Origin of the sequence: Candidatus Agathobaculum pullicola (assembly GCF_052117205.1) — a bacterium.
Classification (GTDB): Bacteria; Bacillota; Clostridia; order Oscillospirales; family Butyricicoccaceae; genus Agathobaculum; species Agathobaculum pullicola.
This window is the reverse complement of record NZ_JBQKJP010000009.1, coordinates 1-16,414: the sequence shown is the minus strand read 5'-3', so window position 1 is coordinate 16,414 and position 16,414 is coordinate 1. Positions and strand designations below refer to the sequence as shown.

Annotated in this window: 22 protein-coding genes and 1 tRNA gene; 12 read left to right on the top strand and 11 right to left on the bottom strand. The window is 49.3% G+C overall.

Annotated features, from left to right (window positions below; genetic code table 11):
* Genes ACTQ3V_RS05270 through ACTQ3V_RS05260 form a run of 3 tightly spaced genes read left to right on the top strand, consistent with a single transcriptional unit; the run spans window position 1 to window position 2,125 of the window.
* Complete coding sequence (locus ACTQ3V_RS05270) at window positions 1–759, top strand: ABC transporter ATP-binding protein (RefSeq protein WP_441466600.1); 759 nt, start codon at window positions 1–3, stop codon at window positions 757–759.
* Window positions 760–778: 19 nt separating this feature from the next.
* Window positions 779–1,486, top strand: a complete 708-nt coding sequence (locus ACTQ3V_RS05265; RefSeq protein ID WP_441466599.1) for an ABC transporter ATP-binding protein — start codon at window positions 779–781, stop codon at window positions 1,484–1,486.
* A 12-nt stretch (window positions 1,487–1,498) separates the two neighbouring features.
* Window positions 1,499–2,125 (top strand): cytidylate kinase-like family protein, encoded by a 627-nt coding sequence (locus ACTQ3V_RS05260; protein WP_441466598.1) that lies wholly within the window; start codon window positions 1,499–1,501, stop codon window positions 2,123–2,125.
* 94 nt (window positions 2,126–2,219) lie between these two features.
* Here ACTQ3V_RS05260 and ACTQ3V_RS05255 read toward each other — a convergent pair whose 3' ends face one another.
* Window positions 2,220–3,146, bottom strand: a complete 927-nt coding sequence (locus ACTQ3V_RS05255; protein WP_441466597.1) for a DDE-type integrase/transposase/recombinase — start codon at window positions 3,144–3,146, stop codon at window positions 2,220–2,222.
* Between the two features lie 206 nt (window positions 3,147–3,352).
* Here ACTQ3V_RS05255 and ACTQ3V_RS05250 point away from each other — a divergent pair.
* Window positions 3,353–3,443: transfer RNA gene (locus ACTQ3V_RS05250), tRNA-Ser, on the top strand.
* Window positions 3,444–3,556: 113 nt separating this feature from the next.
* Here ACTQ3V_RS05250 and ACTQ3V_RS05245 read toward each other — a convergent pair.
* The 7 genes from ACTQ3V_RS05245 to ACTQ3V_RS05215 all read right to left on the bottom strand — a co-directional run bounded on the left by ACTQ3V_RS05245 (window position 3,557) and on the right by ACTQ3V_RS05215 (window position 9,638).
* Window positions 3,557–4,732 carry a tyrosine-type recombinase/integrase gene (locus ACTQ3V_RS05245; RefSeq protein ID WP_441466596.1) on the bottom strand — a complete coding sequence of 392 codons (1,176 nt, stop codon included), beginning with the start codon at window positions 4,730–4,732 and terminating at the stop codon, window positions 3,557–3,559.
* Window positions 4,733–4,874: 142 nt separating this feature from the next.
* Window positions 4,875–5,093 carry a helix-turn-helix domain-containing protein gene (locus ACTQ3V_RS05240; protein WP_441466595.1) on the bottom strand — a complete coding sequence of 73 codons (219 nt, stop codon included), beginning with the start codon at window positions 5,091–5,093 and terminating at the stop codon, window positions 4,875–4,877.
* Window positions 5,094–6,434, bottom strand: a complete 1,341-nt coding sequence (locus ACTQ3V_RS05235; protein WP_441466594.1) for an FtsK/SpoIIIE domain-containing protein — start codon at window positions 6,432–6,434, stop codon at window positions 5,094–5,096. It abuts the gene before it with no gap.
* Window positions 6,427–7,395: a viral replication protein gene (locus ACTQ3V_RS05230; protein ID WP_441466593.1), complete on the bottom strand. Its 969-nt coding sequence runs from the start codon at window positions 7,393–7,395 to the stop codon at window positions 6,427–6,429. The genes ACTQ3V_RS05235 and ACTQ3V_RS05230 overlap by 8 nt, the downstream gene beginning before the upstream one ends.
* Window positions 7,396–7,565: 170 nt before the next feature.
* Window positions 7,566–7,868, bottom strand: a complete 303-nt coding sequence (locus ACTQ3V_RS05225) for a hypothetical protein (RefSeq protein WP_441466592.1) — start codon at window positions 7,866–7,868, stop codon at window positions 7,566–7,568.
* Between the two features lie 340 nt (window positions 7,869–8,208).
* The gene (locus ACTQ3V_RS05220) at window positions 8,209–8,685 is read right to left on the bottom strand and encodes a hypothetical protein (protein ID WP_441466591.1); all 477 of its coding nucleotides are present in this window, start codon (window positions 8,683–8,685) and stop codon (window positions 8,209–8,211) included.
* A 473-nt stretch (window positions 8,686–9,158) separates the two neighbouring features.
* Window positions 9,159–9,638, bottom strand: coding sequence for an SLOG family protein (locus tag ACTQ3V_RS05215; RefSeq protein WP_441466590.1), 480 nt, complete (start codon window positions 9,636–9,638; stop codon window positions 9,159–9,161).
* Window positions 9,639–9,745: 107 nt separating this feature from the next.
* Between ACTQ3V_RS05215 and ACTQ3V_RS05210 the strand changes: the two genes are divergently transcribed.
* Window positions 9,746–10,006 (top strand): helix-turn-helix domain-containing protein, encoded by a 261-nt coding sequence (locus ACTQ3V_RS05210; protein WP_441466589.1) that lies wholly within the window; start codon window positions 9,746–9,748, stop codon window positions 10,004–10,006.
* Between the two features lie 58 nt (window positions 10,007–10,064).
* Here the strand turns inward: ACTQ3V_RS05210 and ACTQ3V_RS05205 are convergent, their stop codons facing one another.
* The gene (locus tag ACTQ3V_RS05205; protein ID WP_441466588.1) at window positions 10,065–10,790 is read right to left on the bottom strand and encodes a helix-turn-helix domain-containing protein; all 726 of its coding nucleotides are present in this window, start codon (window positions 10,788–10,790) and stop codon (window positions 10,065–10,067) included.
* 153 nt (window positions 10,791–10,943) lie between these two features.
* Between ACTQ3V_RS05205 and ACTQ3V_RS05200 the strand changes: the two genes are divergently transcribed.
* The 6 genes from ACTQ3V_RS05200 (at window position 10,944) to ACTQ3V_RS05175 (ending at window position 13,318) form a co-directional block, all read left to right on the top strand.
* Window positions 10,944–11,114 carry a helix-turn-helix domain-containing protein gene (locus ACTQ3V_RS05200; protein ID WP_441466587.1) on the top strand — a complete coding sequence of 57 codons (171 nt, stop codon included), beginning with the start codon at window positions 10,944–10,946 and terminating at the stop codon, window positions 11,112–11,114.
* Between the two features lie 19 nt (window positions 11,115–11,133).
* Window positions 11,134–11,625, top strand: a complete 492-nt coding sequence (locus ACTQ3V_RS05195; protein ID WP_441466586.1) for a hypothetical protein — start codon at window positions 11,134–11,136, stop codon at window positions 11,623–11,625.
* A complete protein-coding gene (locus tag ACTQ3V_RS05190; RefSeq protein WP_441466585.1) occupies window positions 11,585–12,043 on the top strand; it encodes a hypothetical protein in 459 nt (152 codons plus the stop codon). Before ACTQ3V_RS05195 ends, ACTQ3V_RS05190 begins: the two co-directional genes overlap by 41 nt.
* A 228-nt stretch (window positions 12,044–12,271) precedes the next feature.
* Window positions 12,272–12,484, top strand: coding sequence for a hypothetical protein (locus ACTQ3V_RS05185; protein ID WP_441466584.1), 213 nt, complete (start codon window positions 12,272–12,274; stop codon window positions 12,482–12,484).
* Entirely contained in the window at window positions 12,485–12,976 is a 492-nt protein-coding gene (locus tag ACTQ3V_RS05180; protein WP_441466583.1) for a hypothetical protein, read from the top strand. It abuts the gene before it with no gap.
* Window positions 12,977–13,072: 96 nt separating this feature from the next.
* Window positions 13,073–13,318, top strand: coding sequence for a hypothetical protein (locus ACTQ3V_RS05175; RefSeq protein ID WP_441466582.1), 246 nt, complete (start codon window positions 13,073–13,075; stop codon window positions 13,316–13,318).
* Window positions 13,319–14,144: 826 nt separating this feature from the next.
* Here the strand turns inward: ACTQ3V_RS05175 and ACTQ3V_RS05170 are convergent.
* Together ACTQ3V_RS05170 and ACTQ3V_RS05165 are read right to left on the bottom strand one after the other, a co-directional pair.
* Complete coding sequence (locus ACTQ3V_RS05170) at window positions 14,145–14,393, bottom strand: hypothetical protein (RefSeq protein WP_441466581.1); 249 nt, start codon at window positions 14,391–14,393, stop codon at window positions 14,145–14,147.
* A 119-nt stretch (window positions 14,394–14,512) separates the two neighbouring features.
* Complete coding sequence (locus ACTQ3V_RS05165) at window positions 14,513–14,788, bottom strand: hypothetical protein (protein ID WP_441466580.1); 276 nt, start codon at window positions 14,786–14,788, stop codon at window positions 14,513–14,515.
* A gap of 526 nt (window positions 14,789–15,314) precedes the next feature.
* Here ACTQ3V_RS05165 and ACTQ3V_RS05160 point away from each other — a divergent pair.
* Window positions 15,315–15,506, top strand: a complete 192-nt coding sequence (locus ACTQ3V_RS05160) for a RepB family protein (RefSeq protein ID WP_441466579.1) — start codon at window positions 15,315–15,317, stop codon at window positions 15,504–15,506.
* Window positions 15,507–16,414 lie beyond the last annotated feature (908 nt).

Genomic DNA, 16,414 nt, shown 5'->3' with positions numbered 1-16,414 from the left:
ATGGCAATGCTGGAAGTTACTTCGCTGGGCATTTCCTTTGGCGGCTTGCGCGCCGTCGATGAGCTGAGCATGAAAATCGAAGAGGGCGGTCTGGTCGGACTGATCGGGCCGAACGGCGCGGGCAAGACAACCGTGTTTAATATGCTGACCGGTGTATATCGTCCTACCGACGGCGGTATCCGTCTAGACGGACAGAATTTGATCGGCAAGAAACCACACGACATCTGCAAAATGGGTGTGGCGCGCACGTTCCAGAATATCCGCCTGTTCTCCAACCTGTCTGTGCTGGACAACGTTAAGACCGGTCTGCACAACGAAATCACCTATACGCTCGCGGAAAGCCTGCTGCACATCGGCTCTTACCGTGTAAAGGAACGCGCAATGGACAAGCGCGCGCTGGAACTGCTGGAAGTATTCGGACTGGAAAACGTCGCGGATTACAGGGCGGCGAACCTGCCGTACGGCAAGCAGCGCAAACTGGAAATTGCGCGCGCGCTGGCGACCGACCCCATGCTGCTGCTGCTTGATGAGCCGGCGGCGGGCATGAATCCGAACGAGACCGAAGAACTGATGGAGACGATTGAACTGGTGCGTAAAAAATTCGGCGTGACCGTGTTGTTGATCGAGCATGATATGAAGCTGGTTTCGGGTATTTGCGAATATCTGTATGTGCTCAATTTCGGCCGTCTGCTGGCGGAGGGCACACCGTCCGAAGTGCTGAAAAACCCGGAGGTCGTTACGGCCTACCTCGGCGAGTGAGAAAGGAGGAAACCAACCAATGGCAATGCTGGAAGTCAAGGATATTAACGTATATTACGGCCTGATTCATGCGCTGCGCGACGTTTCCTTCGAGGTAAACGAAGGCGAGGTCGTCGCACTGATTGGCGCGAACGGCGCGGGCAAGACCACGACGCTGCATACGATTACCGGTCTGCTGCCGTCCAAGGGCGGTACAGTGACATTTGAGGGCAAGGACATCACCAAAAAGCCCGGCCATGAGATCGTTCGTCTAGGTATGAGCCATGTACCGGAAGGACGACGCGTATTTTCCGGACTGACCGTGCGCGAAAACCTTAAGATGGGCGCCTATACCCGCCCCAAGAGTGAGGTGGAATCCTCTCTGGCTGAAGTCTATCAGCGTTTTCCGCGTCTGGAGGAACGAAAAAATCAGCCTGCGGGTACGCTGTCCGGTGGTGAGCAGCAGATGCTGGCGATGGGCCGTGCCTTGATGGCAAAGCCGCGTATCCTGCTGTTGGATGAGCCGTCGATGGGACTGTCTCCGCTGTTCGTCGGCGAGGTGTTTAAGATCATTCAGGAGGTTTCGGCAGCGGGTACGACCGTGCTGCTGGTCGAGCAGAACGCGAAGAAAGCACTGTCCATTTCCGACCGCGCCTATGTGCTGGAGACGGGAAAGATTGTCAAGACAGGCAAAGCGTCTGAACTGCTAAGCGATGACGCAATCAAAAAGGCATATCTGGGTGAATAAGGGGGAAAGAGCATGAAGCCGTATATTATCACTATCGCTCGACAATATGGTTCGGGCGGCAAAACGGTCGGCAAAATGCTGTCCGACCGGCTGCATATCCCGTTTTATAACCGCGAGATCATCACAATGGCTTCTGAGGATAGCGGCATCAACGCCATGCTGTTTTCGGATGAGCGCCTTAAGCCCGATTTACTCACCCGTCTGAAAAGTAGATATAAGGGTGAGCTGCCGCTGCCGAGCGATTCCTCCAAGGCATATCTGCGAGACAATGCTCTATTTGATTATCAGGCAAAAATTATCCGCAAGCTGGCCGATCAGGGCCCATGCGTGATGATTGGCCGCTGCGCAGACTATGTGCTCAAGGGCCGCCCGGATGTCGTGCGCGTGTTTGTACATGCGGATGCAGCTTTCTGTCTTGAGCAGGCGATGAAGGTGGATTCATTGCCGGAGGATGCGGTTGTGCGCAAGATTGCGGAGATTGACGAATACCGTGCAAAGTATTATAAGCATCACACCGGTCATGATTGGTATGATGCGCGCAATTACGATCTGTCGCTCAACAGCGGTGTGCTGGGCTTTGACGGCGTGGTCGAGGAGATTGTGCAATATATGGAAGTGCGGTCGCAGTTCCAAGAATGAAAGCAACACACCCTGCGCCGCTGGCGCAGGGTGTGTTGCTGAAAACAAAAATCAGGATAGAAAAAGAAAAGAAAAATTGAAAAAGGTAGGTTTGTCAAACATATTGGACAGAGAACTCTAAAGGAGAAAGCCAACCCAGAGGCCTCATGGGAAAGTTGCTCGAGCAGCGGTTAGGGACAGCAAGCTGCTTTGTGAAGTCTTGAAGGGAGTAAAAGCAGTGGGAAGAATAGAAACGCTTTTGATCTTCTCGGTGGCTACGCTCCACCTTACCGTTGTGTTGTGGGGTGTAGGGACGGATGAGCTTATGCCGGATGCCCAGCTCGGCAGCGGTGACCTCAAACAGGGTGGGCAGATCCCGTCTGCTGTTGGAAAAGCGGTTAGTGAACTCAAAACCGTTGTCCGTCTGGACACATTCCACGCGGATGCCTCGGCGGGCGTACCACTTGAACAACTTTTTCACGAAATCCGAGGAAGAAAAGGTGTTTTGCTCTGGATAGGCAGCCAGAAATCGCAGGCGGGTAAACTCGTCAATGGCGGTGTACTGGTAGAGGCGGAGTTGCGAGTCTGCAATGCATTTGCGGGGCACCACCTTTACGTCCACCTGGACCCGCTGGCCGGGATAGGTCATCTGCTCGTAAGGCTTTGGTTTATACACTTTTTTCTTTGAAACAGCAGGAAATAGGCCCAATTTGCGCATGACTCGGAACAAACTCTCCGGACGTCGGGTATAACCCCGTAGCCGCAGCCTATGCCACAGCTCCACCATGCCAAGGTTGGGATTGCGGCGGCGCATATCCCGAATCAGCTTCAGTTCTGTCGCCGTATGCTGATTTGGATGGCTATGGGGACGTCTGGACTGGCAGGACAGAGATTTCACCGTGCCATCCCATCGAGCTTTCCAGAAGTAAATGTACGACCGGCTTTTGTTGTACTTCCGGCTGGCGCGACTGACGCCGTATTTCTCTGCGTACTTCATTAGAGATTGCCGATACGCCATGTCCTGTGTTATACTCTTGCTCATGAAGGATTTGGCCCCCTCTCGTTGAGTTGTTGTCCGCAACTTCAACTTTAACCGATGAGGTCCTATCCTTCATCCTTTTTTATTCCACTGTTCAAGATGTATTGTACTCCTACAAGAAAAAGAAAAGAAAAATTGAAAAAATGCTTGACGAATTTGAATTTATCCAGTATAATATCTCTTGTCCTTTGTGAGAAAAATAAATATTTGGAGAGTTGGCTGAGTGGTCGAAGGCGCACGATTGGAAATCGTGTAGGCGTGATGAGCGTCTCCAGGGTTCAAATCCCTGACTCTCCGCCATATTACCGCACTTTATCGAAAGATAAAGTGCGGTTTTTGCTATTTTCAGCGAAAAATCATAACATTTTCGCGAGTAAGAAATTTTTGAGTGTAATCCTGAGTGCAATCAGAATTTATTGCGCTTCTGGCAGGGATGCGATCAGCGCATCCATCCGTGCTGAGCTGTTTCGCTGCATCTGGTCGCTGACGTGGGCGTAGGTCTTCAGCGTGAACGACGCGGCATAGTGGCCGAGGTTGGTCTGCACCGTCTTGATGTCGTCTCCGTTTTCCAGCGAGATCGTCGCAAACGAGTGGCGCAGGGAATGGAAGGTATAATTGCCCATGCCGCAGTCCAGCAGAATGCGCTTGAGGTGCTTGTACACGGTGCGCCGATTAAGCGGTTGCCCGAAATCATTCGTAAACACCAGATGGAAACTATTGTCCCAAAGCATGCCAGCTGCCAGCTGCTGCTCATTCTGCTTTGCCCGCTGATGCCGCAAGACACGCATGGCGTTCTGCGCGAGAATCACCTTGCGTTGCTTGCCCTCTTTGGGCGGCGCGAGGAAATAGCCGAAATCGCCCTTGACCTGCTTCTGCTGCAGCTGCTGACGGACATAAATGCAGTCGTGATCAAAATCAACATCCTCCCAGCGCAAGCCGAGGATCTCGGACAGGCGCAGGCCGGAGAAAATGTCGATAAAGAAAATGTTGCGGAACTGCTTGCCATCGATTGCCCGCAGGAACTGGCTGAGTTCGGCGGTCGTGATCACGCGTACCTGATGTTGGGTCACGCGCGGCAGTGAGCAGCGCTCGGATACATTGCGCAGCAGCAGCTCGTCACGGATGGCGGACTCCAGCATGTTGTGCAGGATGCCGTGGATGTTGCGGACGGTTTTGGCCGACAGCTTCTTTTTGACCGACAGAGATGTGACGAACTGCTGTACCTGTCGATGGGTCAGATCGGTCAGCTTGACCTTGCTGAGCGCGGGAAGAATATGGTTTTCCAAGATTTTCTGATAAGTCACCTGCGTGCTGTGCGCCAGATTAACTGCACAGATCGAGAAGTATTCCTGCGCGTAGGCCGCAATGGTGATCTGGCTCGGTTCCTGATAGATACCACGGTCAATGTTTGCGGTTGCCTCGCGCAGCTTGGCGGCGACCTCTTTTTGTGTTTTGCCGTAGACGGAATGACGCAGCAGTTTGCCTGTAATGGGATCACGGCCGGACACATATTGTCCTTGCCAGCGGCCGTCTTTGCGCTTGTATATCGTGCCGCTGCCGGCTTCGCGTCTGTTACGTTTGCGTGCCATTGTTGCTTCATGCTCCTTTCCGGCACATACAATTTAGGTGTTTCCATTATACCACGGAAGGTGCTATTGTGGTATAAAAATGGGGCTGCCCATTGCAGGGCGCCCCGCATTGAAGTGTGCCAATGCTTGTCAGTGTGACGGCTTAGCAGCCGCTGTCTGGGAATAGATACGGCGGCTGATAGCCGTGGGTGGTTTTGCCCTGCGCGTCCAGCCATTTGGTGAGTTTGTCCTGTTTGACGAGTAATCGTTTGCCGATGCGGAAGGACGGGAAATCCGCGCGGTGCATCAGGTTATAGGCCGCGCTGCGGCTGATACCGAGCAGCAGCGCCAGCTCCGGCGCGTTATAGGTCAGTTTATCCATTCAAAACATCTCCTTTGTGTCGTCGAACCAGTAGGCTTGAAATACTGTGCCGTCACCCGTGAGAAAACGGCCTTGGGCGTCATGTGGAATCCGGTCACTTGCGTCAGTGTTGTCCAGAATGATCGAGGAAAGCACATGATCGGCGCGTCCGCAGATGCGGTAGCCGATGTTGTTTTTGATCTGTCCGGACAGGATATTCGCATCCGGTCGCTGGGTAGAGAGAAACAGGTGAATACCGAACGCACGCCCTTGTCGGGCGATGGTGGACAGCCGGTTTTCAATGCGGGCGACCTGTTCTTTTTCCTCTTTTGTCAGTCCGGTCTTGTCCAGAATCTCAGCGACCTCGTCTACCGCGAACACGATTCGATCCATTGGAATCGGCTCATGCCGGTTGTAGTCGTAGATGTCCCGGCGCTCGACTTTACCAAGCACATCCTTGCGCTGTTCTAGCTTTTCGGTCACGTCATCCAGATAGCGTAACAGCGTCTCGCGGTCGAGAATCAGTTTGCAGTTTGGATGTTTGCGCCATGGGCTGCCGAAGTCCACACCGCCCTTGAAGTCTGCGATCGTGACCTGCACATTGGGCTGCTTGAGGCACTGCATCAGCATCAACTTGAGCAGCACTGACTTGCCCGAACCCGTGCCGCCGCCCAGCAGCACATGAGGAATGAGGTTGAGGTCGAGTGTCACCGGCCCGAGCAGGCTTTCGCCAAGCACCAGCTTACATGCGGGAAATGCGTCACGCAGATAGGTATCCTTCCACGGCAACAGCTTGGGCAGCTCGTCGGTGGCGGGAACCGTGTACAGCTGGATGCGGCGCTTGCCGTCGCTTTCGCGAATGTCCGCAATGTGGATATTCAGCGCGGTTTCAATATCGGCGTGCTTGTCCTCCCAAACGGATTTGGGAACGCCACATGCCAGAAACTCGAGAACGGTCATGCGACTGCGCACATCGTCCGATTCCTCCATCCTGATGGCAATCAGCAACGGTGTTTCGCCTGCATGGTTGACCAGCCCGATGCGCTGCAAGTTGTTCTGGATGCTTTTCGCCTTGGAAGGCGTGCCTGCCCATAGAATGAGCACAGCCAGCCCGCCGAACACGAGAAACGGAAAGCAAAGGCTGAACGCGATCCGACTGGCTGCATCGAAAATATCCGGCCCGCTGTACGCAAGATCCCATGGGCGGATGATGCTGAACAGCAGTGCGGTGAGCAGGTAGAGCACCAGCACTTTCAGACGGTATTGGTCTGTCCAGATCTCCTTGAGACCGGTTTGAAACAGAAGCAGCATATACTTACGCTGCGTTTCCTGTTCCAGCAGATTGCGTTTTCGGTTATCCATCTTCCAACATCCACCTCCATTCGCTGATGGGTCGGGTGATTGCTGCGCCGTTCTCGCGGTACTCGGTGAAGGTGCGAATGCGGCGCAGAAAGGCTTTCCATGTTTCCGGGTGATACTGCTGCACCGCCTGATACTGGCGGCTGAGCGGCAGGTTCGAGGTGATATACACCTTGGTATAACACGCGACTTTATCGCTGTACCGGGCGGGCAGCATGAGTGGGTAAATATCCAGTAAATTGAGCATTTCTTCGATGGGGATTTGCGATGCAAATTCCTCAAACACGATCACGTCCTGCCCATGGTAATCGTCAAATGAAACGCCGCGTCCGTTCCGGTAGTTGGTCACGCGGTAGATGTCGCGCGGATCGTGCCGCCGATAAATGCCGCTCGTTTTGCTGGTGCCGGTCGCGCCATAAAGATATTGCGTTTCCACGATGCGGTTCTGATCGGCATATTTCTCGGACAGCAGCGTCTGCCGCAGCACGTCGATTTCCTTCACCCGAAACGCCAGCTTGGGATTTTCACGGATGATCTGTGAAGTCGTCTTACCGGCGGCAATGTCCTTAAGCAGGACAGTCATTTCGGGGGCTTTCTCGCTCTGCGGCAGCGGCATGTGCCCGAACTCTTCAAAGCTATCGGGTACAACCGTTTCGGCTTTTTCGGTATCCGACCATTTGCCACCTTTTTGAATATAGTCGCGGTTTTCCTGCGCGCTTCCGTATGCCTTATCAATGTGCGCGGTCGGGAACAGGTTCTTGACCGTGTGCCAGCGCACCGGCGAAGGGCGGTACAGAAAAACATGCGTGTGATGCGTACCGGTTGACGCGATCTCGTCCGCCATGCAGAAATACGCGGGGGACAGCGACTGCACGAGCGCTTTGATTTTGTCATGCGTCAGGCCGCAGTCTGCCGGGTTGTTGATTGTGAGCAGGTATTTGCGGCTCTGTTCGTTCTTTGCCATGTTCACCACCTTCGATTTCGATGGGCTGCTACATGCTACAACCATGCCCTAAGGTAATACTAACTTAGGGCATGGGCGGCGCGGCCGCAGGCCGCAGGGGGACTTTCCTCGGAAGGAAAAGTCCTCGCCCCTGACGGCCTGCGCCCTGCGCCGTCAGCCCTTGCCAGTGTTTACCGCAGAGATGCCTTTGGCACGCGCGCCCAGCGATACTCGCCGCCCGACCAGTACAGGTACGGTTCGAGCTCGGCAAAACGGACTTCGACAAAGCTGGCCGGTGCGTCCATCTGCTGAGCACCGTCAATGCGCACGTTGATTTTGTCTAGCCCCTTGTCTGGCAGGGCGACGGTGTAGCGGTAGCCCGTGACCGTATCCGTGCGCTGTCCATTCTGGTACGCATACGACGGAATCACGTCCACCAGCCAGAAACGCTTGCCCAGGCTCGCGGGATCGATAATCATATCGGAAAGTTTCATGAAAATACACTCCTTTTCAAAAATCGTGGATGATTGACGTTCAAACCGGTTTGTGAAAACAGGATAGCATTTTCTTGGAGGCCTGTCGTTTCGCGCCGCGTAACGGTGCCAAAACGCGGACAGGCGCGCATACGCACATCCATTCATGTGAAGGCAGCATAGAGATTGCGTATCGGTGATTTCCTGCGGCGAAGGCATTCTGCACAGATGGAAAATAAGGGCGGCGGAGTAAAATACAAAAAAATACGGTTACGCGTCGCGTAACCGTACGATAAAGATTTGTAGGATTGCACAGCAAAGTCCCGCACATTTCTGTGCGGGACTTTGTTTTGTGCTTTCTTTACTTTTCAGAACCTTGCCGATAGCCCCGTGAGCCAAGCAGAATGCGGTCGAGAGTGCGCCCTTCCTCTGCAAACAATTCTGTCAATAGCTCGTTTGCGTCATCGATTGAAATACCGCTGCACCTTTCAATCAGATAACGGTAAGCGTTGTGGACGGGATTGCGCTTGCTGAGTGCATACCCGCGCAGCGCAAGGAGCTGTTCGGATACCGTAATATTCAGCTGCATGCCGATACAGAGAGCAACAAGCACTTGCAAGGTCACATTATGGGTGCTGGCTGCATCGTCATTCAGATGTTTGATTGCGGTGAACCGAGGTCGGTCGAGTAAACATGCTTCACAGATTTCTTTTTCACTCCAGCCCTTCTGCTGCATCAGCGAGAAGAGCATGTCTTGAAATGATTTCGTCGTTATTTGGATCTCCGAGAGGTAGTCCTGCATCTCTTCACAGAGATGCACTTTCTCCCAGTTTTCCAAAGAACTTCAGCTTTCGTTGCTCTTAGGTTCTTGTGCCGGAGGTGAAATAAAACGGTTGTTTTATGATTGTGATGGGTTTGTAAAGGGTACAAACTGCCATACGAACCACCTCCTTACAAGTGTGTCATAGGTTTTTAAGCTACCTCCGACACGAGAACACAATCCAATTGGTGCCTGACAGAAAAATTCTGTCGTCGTCTTAAACTTCTTCCAGTAAATTCAATTGAGTTCCATGATAAAATGATTCCCGGTTTTCTTCGGATCAGCGCTTGCAGAACGAATGGAGGACTTGACCTTGTTGTGCCTGTATGGGTATCATAACACAGGATAAAGTTCGTGTAAATACAAAAAATGTTACATTATTATTGCTTTTCGTGCTATTTAGTGCTGTTTTGTGTTATCTGGTGCATATAGGGCAAAAAGACGCATTTTCTGCAAAAACTGACGTGGGAAACTCTCAGTCAATTGCCCCCTTAAAGAGGGAAAAGGTTTTGGATGACAAGCCCCTTCTGTTGCGCATAACGGAGGGTGTAGGCGGTGCCGCCGGCGCTGCGATTACAGTATGCGATACAATAGCGGGATTGATCGACCATATATCGGTTGCGCTGGAGAAAGGCGCCTTTTGATGGAGTGTGTGAACAGTAAACAATTTGATCGGCCTGTGTATCGATGTTCGCGGCACGTTTTTTCTGTGCTTCGCTCCAGCGATTGCGATACTCTTCAAACGGGAGCGCCAAACAGATCACGAGTTGAGAATGCTGCTGTTTTAGTTTTAATAGGTGTTCCGCAGCTAATGTATCAAAGCCCAGAGCGCCGCCGAGCCAGAAAACGCGGATCTCTTGCTCGATAAGCGGCAATAAGATCGAATTGAGTTTGCGCAGAATTGCGGTTGTTGCATTTGCAGGAAGTATGCGATGTCCTGTAAAACAGCAGGTTTGATCACGCAAGTCCATCTTGTACCCCTCACTTCAATATATAAATTATAATTACAAGTTGTAAATCTTTATTACAATTTTAGAGATAATAAATGATATTGTCAATGGGCAAGGAGGGGTTGCCCGTGAAGATTTACGACTATCATGGAAAGAAGAATTTGTGCGGTGATCGTATCCATCAGGCGCGCACGACGCAGCGGATGTCGCAGTCAGATCTGGCGGCTCGTATGCAGGTCAACGGCGTTATTATTGAGCGAGAGGCCATCAGCAAAATTGAGACGGGTGATCGCTTTGTTACTGATTATGAACTGCTGACTTTTGCCAAGGTGCTGGGTGTATCGGTGGATTGGCTGCTGATGGATGAAACTGGACAGGAAAATCGCTGAACAAATTAAATTGGGCATAGAAGGTTATAGATTGCCATTACGATTGATGATCTTTTTTCTAATTGTGCCGCTTCCGGCGGGTGCGCGATGTGCCATGATTGAACACCTTCTGATTTTCAAGAATTAATTTTAAGTATAAGAGTAAATTGGAAGCTTGGTCTGGTCTTTCGCTTTTCATCCCGTTACAAATTTCATAAATCATATTCATTTGGAGTTTGTCAAAGGCCTTTTCTGTTGCAAATGCAAACTGTGATACTATTCGTTCTCTAAAATATAAATATGCTTCTAGACCAGGCATATTGAGCGTGCCATCAGCTTCAACGCGAGTTTTTCGTTTGATCGAAGATTCGACGTTGCTTCCCGCGCCTATAAAGCTTTCTAATGAAAATGAGACGTTTTCCTGTACCGCATTCAAATCAAGATTAACAATGATTTCGCTCAACAGGACATTGAACATCAATCTGTTTTTGTAAATATCGTTCGATTGTTTCAATTTGGCGACAGCATCTTCATTAATGCCGACAGACTTCCAAATGTCAGCAGCCTCTTTAGTACGTGCATCGTACTCGCAGAGGAGATATGCAATATCACATGAGAATAGTTGTGACATGCGAAAAAAAATGTCTACAGACGGGAGGGCTTTACCTTTTTCCCACTTCCGAATTAGTGAGGTGGAATCTGCGGAAAGGTTTAGCTGCTCGGCAAGGTTGGCTTGAGTTAATTTCAAGTTTTCTCGCTCAAATTTTATTCTTTTACCAATTTTTTCTTGTCTTTGCAAATTCATTTGCTGTTCTCGCCTCCATAAGCGATACTAATAATATCGATAAATCATAAATACTGATGATTATAGTAATAAAACGACTCTGTACGTATCTATTATACCGTGTTAGAATGACATTATCAAGAGAAAAAACTTTTTATGGAAAGGAGACTTAAAATGCAAAGACTGTTAGGAGTTCGTGAACTAATGGATCGTCTTGGAATCGGACGTGATGCAGCATATCGTTTGATGCATCAAAAAGATTTTCCGAGTTTCCTCATTGGACGAAAAAATAAGGTTTCAGAAACTGCCTTAGAGGAATGGATTAAAAAGCAAGAGCAGCAGTGAAAAGGAGATGCACAGACTAATGGATAAAGAAAAAAACCGCCCCAGTGCTGTAACACTGGAGCGGCATACTCAAAAAACTCACTTTGACGCTGCAACGTCCGAGCGAGACGAGCGGGAAAGCCATTTCACCGGCGATGATCCCCACATTGATTCTACCACAGCGCGAGGCTTGATTTCAAGACTTTTGCTAAAGGGTAGAGAGAACGCACTGCACCTGAGAGATTTGGTAACAATCACCGGACTAAGCGAACGCGAAGTCCGACAGCAGATACACATAGAACGGCGGCGCGGTATACCTATTTTGAGCGATAACTTGAGCGGGTACTATTTACCGCAAAACGAAGCCGAGCGGGTTCGTTGTGTGCATTCTCTTCGTCATAGGGCAGCGGAAATCTTGAAAGCAGCAGCGGCAATTGAGGGCGATAGCAATTTAGAAGGGCAGCTGCAATTAGGAATGGAGGACGGCGCTTATGAGAAAACGAAAAACGCCGTACCAGAAAAAACCGTTTGAATCGACGGGCGCAAGCAATGACACCAGCGCGAATGTTTATATGTCCATGCTGCTTTCTGCTGCTTGGCGGGCGCTCACCGCCCAGCAGCAGCGGCTCTATCTGTATTGCAAAGCACAGTTTTATGCAGAAAAGCAAAAGCCAAACAACGACCCGCTTTGTTTTACGATGAACCAAAGCAAATGGGCTGCGCTGTATGGCCTTTATGAGAAATCAAACGCAAAAGGCTTTTACCGCGATATGTCCGCGCTGATTGAAAAGGGTTTTCTAACCTGTGTCGAATGTGGTGCAATTACACGCACAAAGTCGATTTATCGCTTTTCGAGTATGTGGCAAAACTACGGAACGGAAGCGTTCACGGTTTCCCCCTCTGAAATGACCCTTGCGATGCAGAGAAAAGAGCGAACAAAAAAGCCATAGCCTATGGCAAATATTTATTAAATCTATTGACTTAAGGCAATAAGGTAACACGGGCAAACGCGGGAACAGTTATTGCCTTTTGTCAATAAGGGAAAGCAGACACCTCCCAAAACTTATTGACTTTAAGTAATAAGTTTTCGGACAAAGTTATTGACTTAAAGCAATAGCCGAAATGGAATGCGGCCTAATTTGAAAACAAGAATCGTTATAATTTAGGAGGAATAAATCATGTATAAAATCATTCAAATCGCACCGATGCACACCAAATTGTGGGCAAATTACCGAGATGGCAAGCGGCCTTGCGTTTGCATTGCGTTGGTAGAGGATGAACGCGGCCAACGAGAAGTTCGCTGGCTCACGGCTAACAAATATGGCAGCATTGAGCCTGCAAACGGTCGTTATGATCGAGACTTTATGGGTATTGAGTGGGAGGAAGAATAAATGTTTTATTTGAAGCACAAAGGCAAAAAACTTACAATCTGCGATAACAATGTTTACACCCGCTGTCCTGTGTGCGGTCGGGAGCATCCCGTCGATCTGATGGATATTTTGGCAGGCGGCGACTGTGACTTATACGGCACGGTTGTCTATTGCGAAGAATGCAGCTGCAAGCGGGATAACGTCGGAAAACAACTCGAACCACATCGCACAGAGATTGTGGCAATCGCCAAACGACATGATACCACCGAAAGCAAAGTGCGCGAGATCGTGGTTTCTGCACTGGTGGCTGGTCTGTCGGTTCAAGCGGGGTTGGCGGGTGCGCGGCTTGCCCTTTCCACAGAAGATGGAACGGAAGAATTTTTTACTGTAAATGATGTGGCCGCCATACTGGGCACAGATGAGCAGACAGCGGCGCAGGAGATGGAAAAGACCGGGGTATCGCCCGCGCGCATCACTACGCTTCCCGGCTTTGAGTGGTTATTGGGTAAATAATTGGTGTGTACATTATTAGGCACTTGTGCGGAGTGAGCCAATGTCGCCACAATTGTCGATATGCAAACTTAGAACAACAAAAAGAGGTGTTTTCGCTTGAATTTGCTGGAACGAGAAACAGTTATCACTTTTAACGAGCAAGAACAGTTTGCAGAAGTTTTCACATATAACCCGCGCATGAAGCGTGAGCTTGCCGCACTCGCAACTAATCGCCCTGACGAAACGAAAAAGATCAAAACAAATGGTGTAGGCGGCGAAACATACACCGTTCCCAAAAAGTGGGTTAAGATACGAGCAAACCGTATTCTTACTCATGAACAGCGGCAGGAATTGCAGGAGTGAGCAAGGGCATTGCGTGGAAACCAAATCTTAGCCAAACAAGCACGGTAATTCGCACAGCAGGACAGCATAACAACAGGGCAGAGGGTAAGTATATCCCCCCTGCCCTTTGTGTGTCGGAATACCGTTGCAATTCACAGAATTTCAAAAAGATTACAAAAAGTATTAAAATAATAATTTATAATTAAATGTGATAATTCAATAGTACATATAAATAAAGCGCGAATAGGTATAGTTTATTGCTTTGCTTGGTAAAATTGGCAAAGCGTTTCAAAACGCGCGGCGATGTTGTTACCCTTTTTACTGACAATTCATTTTGCAATCAATACGCATTCTGTTTGTTTTGATAGGTTTATGTCCCTTTTTCAAAATGAATGGGATATAAGGGGGTGCATTTCAAGTGCGCATTTGGCATTTATAATTCCGAATTGCCAGTGCTATACCGAATTTCTATCTGTTAGCCTTAAAAAAAGAGCCTTTCGGCTCTTTTTTTAGTATGGGTGCATTAAAATTTGCAATTCTAATATAACTGCTTTTGCTACGGCGTTCTTCGTCTCCATTGCATGGCGGTGAAAGATGTTTTCGGAGCTAAAATTGCTCGTGGTACACTTCTGCATCACGCCAAAATTAGAATCCGTCATGCCCACAAGTTGGTACGCCATTATCCCCGCTTGTGGGGAAAATAAATCAAAAAAGATAACCTCAAACTCCTGTTTTATACAAAGGGTATTCTGGTTTCGCTTAATTGTAAAGGTACTACGAACGTAATCAAGCAACATTGCAAGGGGGTGGTGAAACGCCATCTTACCGATTAATGGAAAATGAGCAATTACTCTCCAATTCCCACCAACGCGCACGCACTCCTCACTTGCATATTGGCTTTTTGCAGGTAATCCATTACTGCGCTGGTCACGATTTCGATCCCCTTATGCGCGTTCATCAGCAGTTCGACGTTTGGGCATAGTTCTTCCTCATAGTATTCCGCGATCATCAAGCCCTGTAAGTGGGCTGCAGTTTCCAGCGTATTCCGCAGTTGTGTCAATGCGTCTTTCATCTCGTTTATGTTTTTCTCGGTCATTTAGGTTTTCCTCCTTGAATCTGGTGGGCGGCTACGGTATAATACAGTCAGCCGCCCTATGGTGGTTATTCTTTCAGGCTCCTTACCTTGCTTTGGTCGGCGTGGGTAAGGGGCTTTTCTCATGCCAGCACAAAACGGCGGGTTTCGGTCGAGCGGGTGAAGTGGCTGTAAAGGTCAGGCATAGCGACCTTAAACGCCTTGCTGTCAAAGCGTGTGGACTGTACTGGCTTCCATGTGGCCTTCCAATCGTCACCAGCCAGCGTGTCCACGCCCTGAGCAGTCATTTCCTGCTTGATATTGTCGGTGATCATCTCGATCTCAGCGGCGATCTCGTCCGCCATTCGGCGCAGCTCGCGCAGTTCTTTGACCTTGCTGTTTAACTCTGTTCTGCTCATTGTGAATCCTCCTTTGTTTTTTCAGAATTGGCGCTGTGCGCGTATTAGTGGGCTTGATGGTTCTTTGCGTCCGTGCCTTGAAAATGGCATACAGCGCATTCTCACGCCCGCTCGCGTCATCTTCGTGTCTATTGCTGTTCTCGGCTCACAGGTATATGGTCGCGGGCTTCAAGGGTTTTCGTTCCCTTTAGGCAGTTGTCTGTTTCGGTGGACTATTCCGGCGGTCGTTATCGGCGCAAACCGCGTGCGGCAAGTAGTGGGCTGCTTGCAACCAGTCAGCGGGATTTGTGCCAGCCGCCCGCTTGCGTGTCTATTGCTCTCGCTCACAGGTACGCGGTACGGCTCTTGGTCGGGTGGTCTTGCCCTCGGCTTTCTTCCCTTGCTGTGATTATATTATACTACACTGTACCCAGTACATCAATCGGTAGAATGAACAAATGTACCAAGTACATTTTATGAATATTTGTACTGTACTCATGATGTAATTTGTGTTATAATCATGGCATGATGGAGGAGGTGTGCCTATATGCCTATTACCGAAGCAAGGCGTAAAGCGAACGAAAAATATAATGCCAAAGCTTATGACGAAATAAAAGTACGTGTTCCCAAAGGACGCAAGGCAGAGCTGCAAGCTTACGCAGAGCAGAGAGGGGAAAGCTTAAACGGTTTTATCGGGCGTGCAATAGAAGAACAGCTCACGCGGGACAACGAAGCGTAGTCTCGATCTACGAGCATAAGAAAGCCGTTTGTCGCAATATGGCATAATACATTTGCACCACTGACAAAATCATGTTAAACTGGAATACTGTTAGGGTATGTCGGGGTAGGATAAGGCACGGCGTGGCGTGGCATGGAAAACTAATTCGAAAGGATGATTTTTCATGTTTACAAACAAAGCCTTAGAACAAAGACTGCGACGCAACTTAATGAAAAATTGTTATGCAATGCACAAATCGCGCCGCAACATAAGCGCAGATAATTTGGGCGGGTACATGATTATTTACCTAAACGGAAATTATGTTGTAGCAGGAAGTCGATTTGAATTGTCTCTGGAAGATGTGCAAGAGTGGTTCGACGCATTGCATTAACCAGTAAGAGGCTACACTTTGTTAGTGTAGCCTCTTACATTTCGATTCTTTACCATACCCTTTAGGCGATTTACTGCAATTAATAATGATCATAAATATTTGCATTTCACCGTGTTTTTTTGCTTTTAGATGCACAGAATATTGCTGCATTTTATTCCAATAGTATTCTGTCTCATAAATATTTAATAAAAGTTTGTCTTTTTCGCCTTACTTTGATATAATTAAGGTGGCCGGGGTAAGGCTCCCGGCGCATCTTGTATCTTGGCTTGCGGTGTGCTTTGGTCGGCTTTGCCGCAAGCCTATTTTGTTTTTGCTTCTCGGATTATCCGAGCCGCGTCTGCTATGTTTTGGGTTTGACTTAAGCCGACAATATTCGTCAAGGAGCGATATTGCTTTAGGTGTATCGGCCACTTGTTCTTGTTCAACGTGTAGGTTTGTCAAACATATTGGACAGAGAACTCTAAGGGAGAAAACCAACCTAGAGGCCTCATGGGAAAGTTGTTGGAGTGGCGATTATGGATAGCGAGCTGCTTGGCGA

Excerpts from the sequence above, each read along its gene's own strand:
- ACTQ3V_RS05270 (WP_441466600.1), top strand. The coding sequence starts at position 1 with ATGGCAATGCTGGAAGTTACTTCGCTGGGCATTTCCTTTGGCGGCTTG.
- ACTQ3V_RS05265 (WP_441466599.1), top strand. The coding sequence starts at position 779 with ATGGCAATGCTGGAAGTCAAGGATATTAACGTATATTACGGCCTGATT.
- ACTQ3V_RS05260 (WP_441466598.1), top strand. The coding sequence starts at position 1,499 with ATGAAGCCGTATATTATCACTATCGCTCGACAATATGGTTCGGGCGGC.
- ACTQ3V_RS05255 (WP_441466597.1), bottom strand. The coding sequence starts at position 3,146 with ATGAGCAAGAGTATAACACAGGACATGGCGTATCGGCAATCTCTAATG.
- ACTQ3V_RS05245 (WP_441466596.1), bottom strand. The coding sequence starts at position 4,732 with ATGGCACGCAAACGTAACAGACGCGAAGCCGGCAGCGGCACGATATAC.
- ACTQ3V_RS05240 (WP_441466595.1), bottom strand. The coding sequence starts at position 5,093 with ATGGATAAACTGACCTATAACGCGCCGGAGCTGGCGCTGCTGCTCGGT.
- ACTQ3V_RS05235 (WP_441466594.1), bottom strand. The coding sequence starts at position 6,434 with ATGGATAACCGAAAACGCAATCTGCTGGAACAGGAAACGCAGCGTAAG.
- ACTQ3V_RS05230 (WP_441466593.1), bottom strand. The coding sequence starts at position 7,395 with ATGGCAAAGAACGAACAGAGCCGCAAATACCTGCTCACAATCAACAAC.
- ACTQ3V_RS05225 (WP_441466592.1), bottom strand. The coding sequence starts at position 7,868 with ATGAAACTTTCCGATATGATTATCGATCCCGCGAGCCTGGGCAAGCGT.
- ACTQ3V_RS05215 (WP_441466590.1), bottom strand. The coding sequence starts at position 9,638 with ATGGACTTGCGTGATCAAACCTGCTGTTTTACAGGACATCGCATACTT.
- ACTQ3V_RS05205 (WP_441466588.1), bottom strand. The coding sequence starts at position 10,790 with ATGAATTTGCAAAGACAAGAAAAAATTGGTAAAAGAATAAAATTTGAG.
- ACTQ3V_RS05200 (WP_441466587.1), top strand. The coding sequence starts at position 10,944 with ATGCAAAGACTGTTAGGAGTTCGTGAACTAATGGATCGTCTTGGAATC.
- ACTQ3V_RS05195 (WP_441466586.1), top strand. The coding sequence starts at position 11,134 with ATGGATAAAGAAAAAAACCGCCCCAGTGCTGTAACACTGGAGCGGCAT.
- ACTQ3V_RS05190 (WP_441466585.1), top strand. The coding sequence starts at position 11,585 with ATGAGAAAACGAAAAACGCCGTACCAGAAAAAACCGTTTGAATCGACG.
- ACTQ3V_RS05185 (WP_441466584.1), top strand. The coding sequence starts at position 12,272 with ATGTATAAAATCATTCAAATCGCACCGATGCACACCAAATTGTGGGCA.
- ACTQ3V_RS05180 (WP_441466583.1), top strand. The coding sequence starts at position 12,485 with ATGTTTTATTTGAAGCACAAAGGCAAAAAACTTACAATCTGCGATAAC.
- ACTQ3V_RS05170 (WP_441466581.1), bottom strand. The coding sequence starts at position 14,393 with ATGACCGAGAAAAACATAAACGAGATGAAAGACGCATTGACACAACTG.
- ACTQ3V_RS05165 (WP_441466580.1), bottom strand. The coding sequence starts at position 14,788 with ATGAGCAGAACAGAGTTAAACAGCAAGGTCAAAGAACTGCGCGAGCTG.
- ACTQ3V_RS05160 (WP_441466579.1), top strand. The coding sequence starts at position 15,315 with ATGCCTATTACCGAAGCAAGGCGTAAAGCGAACGAAAAATATAATGCC.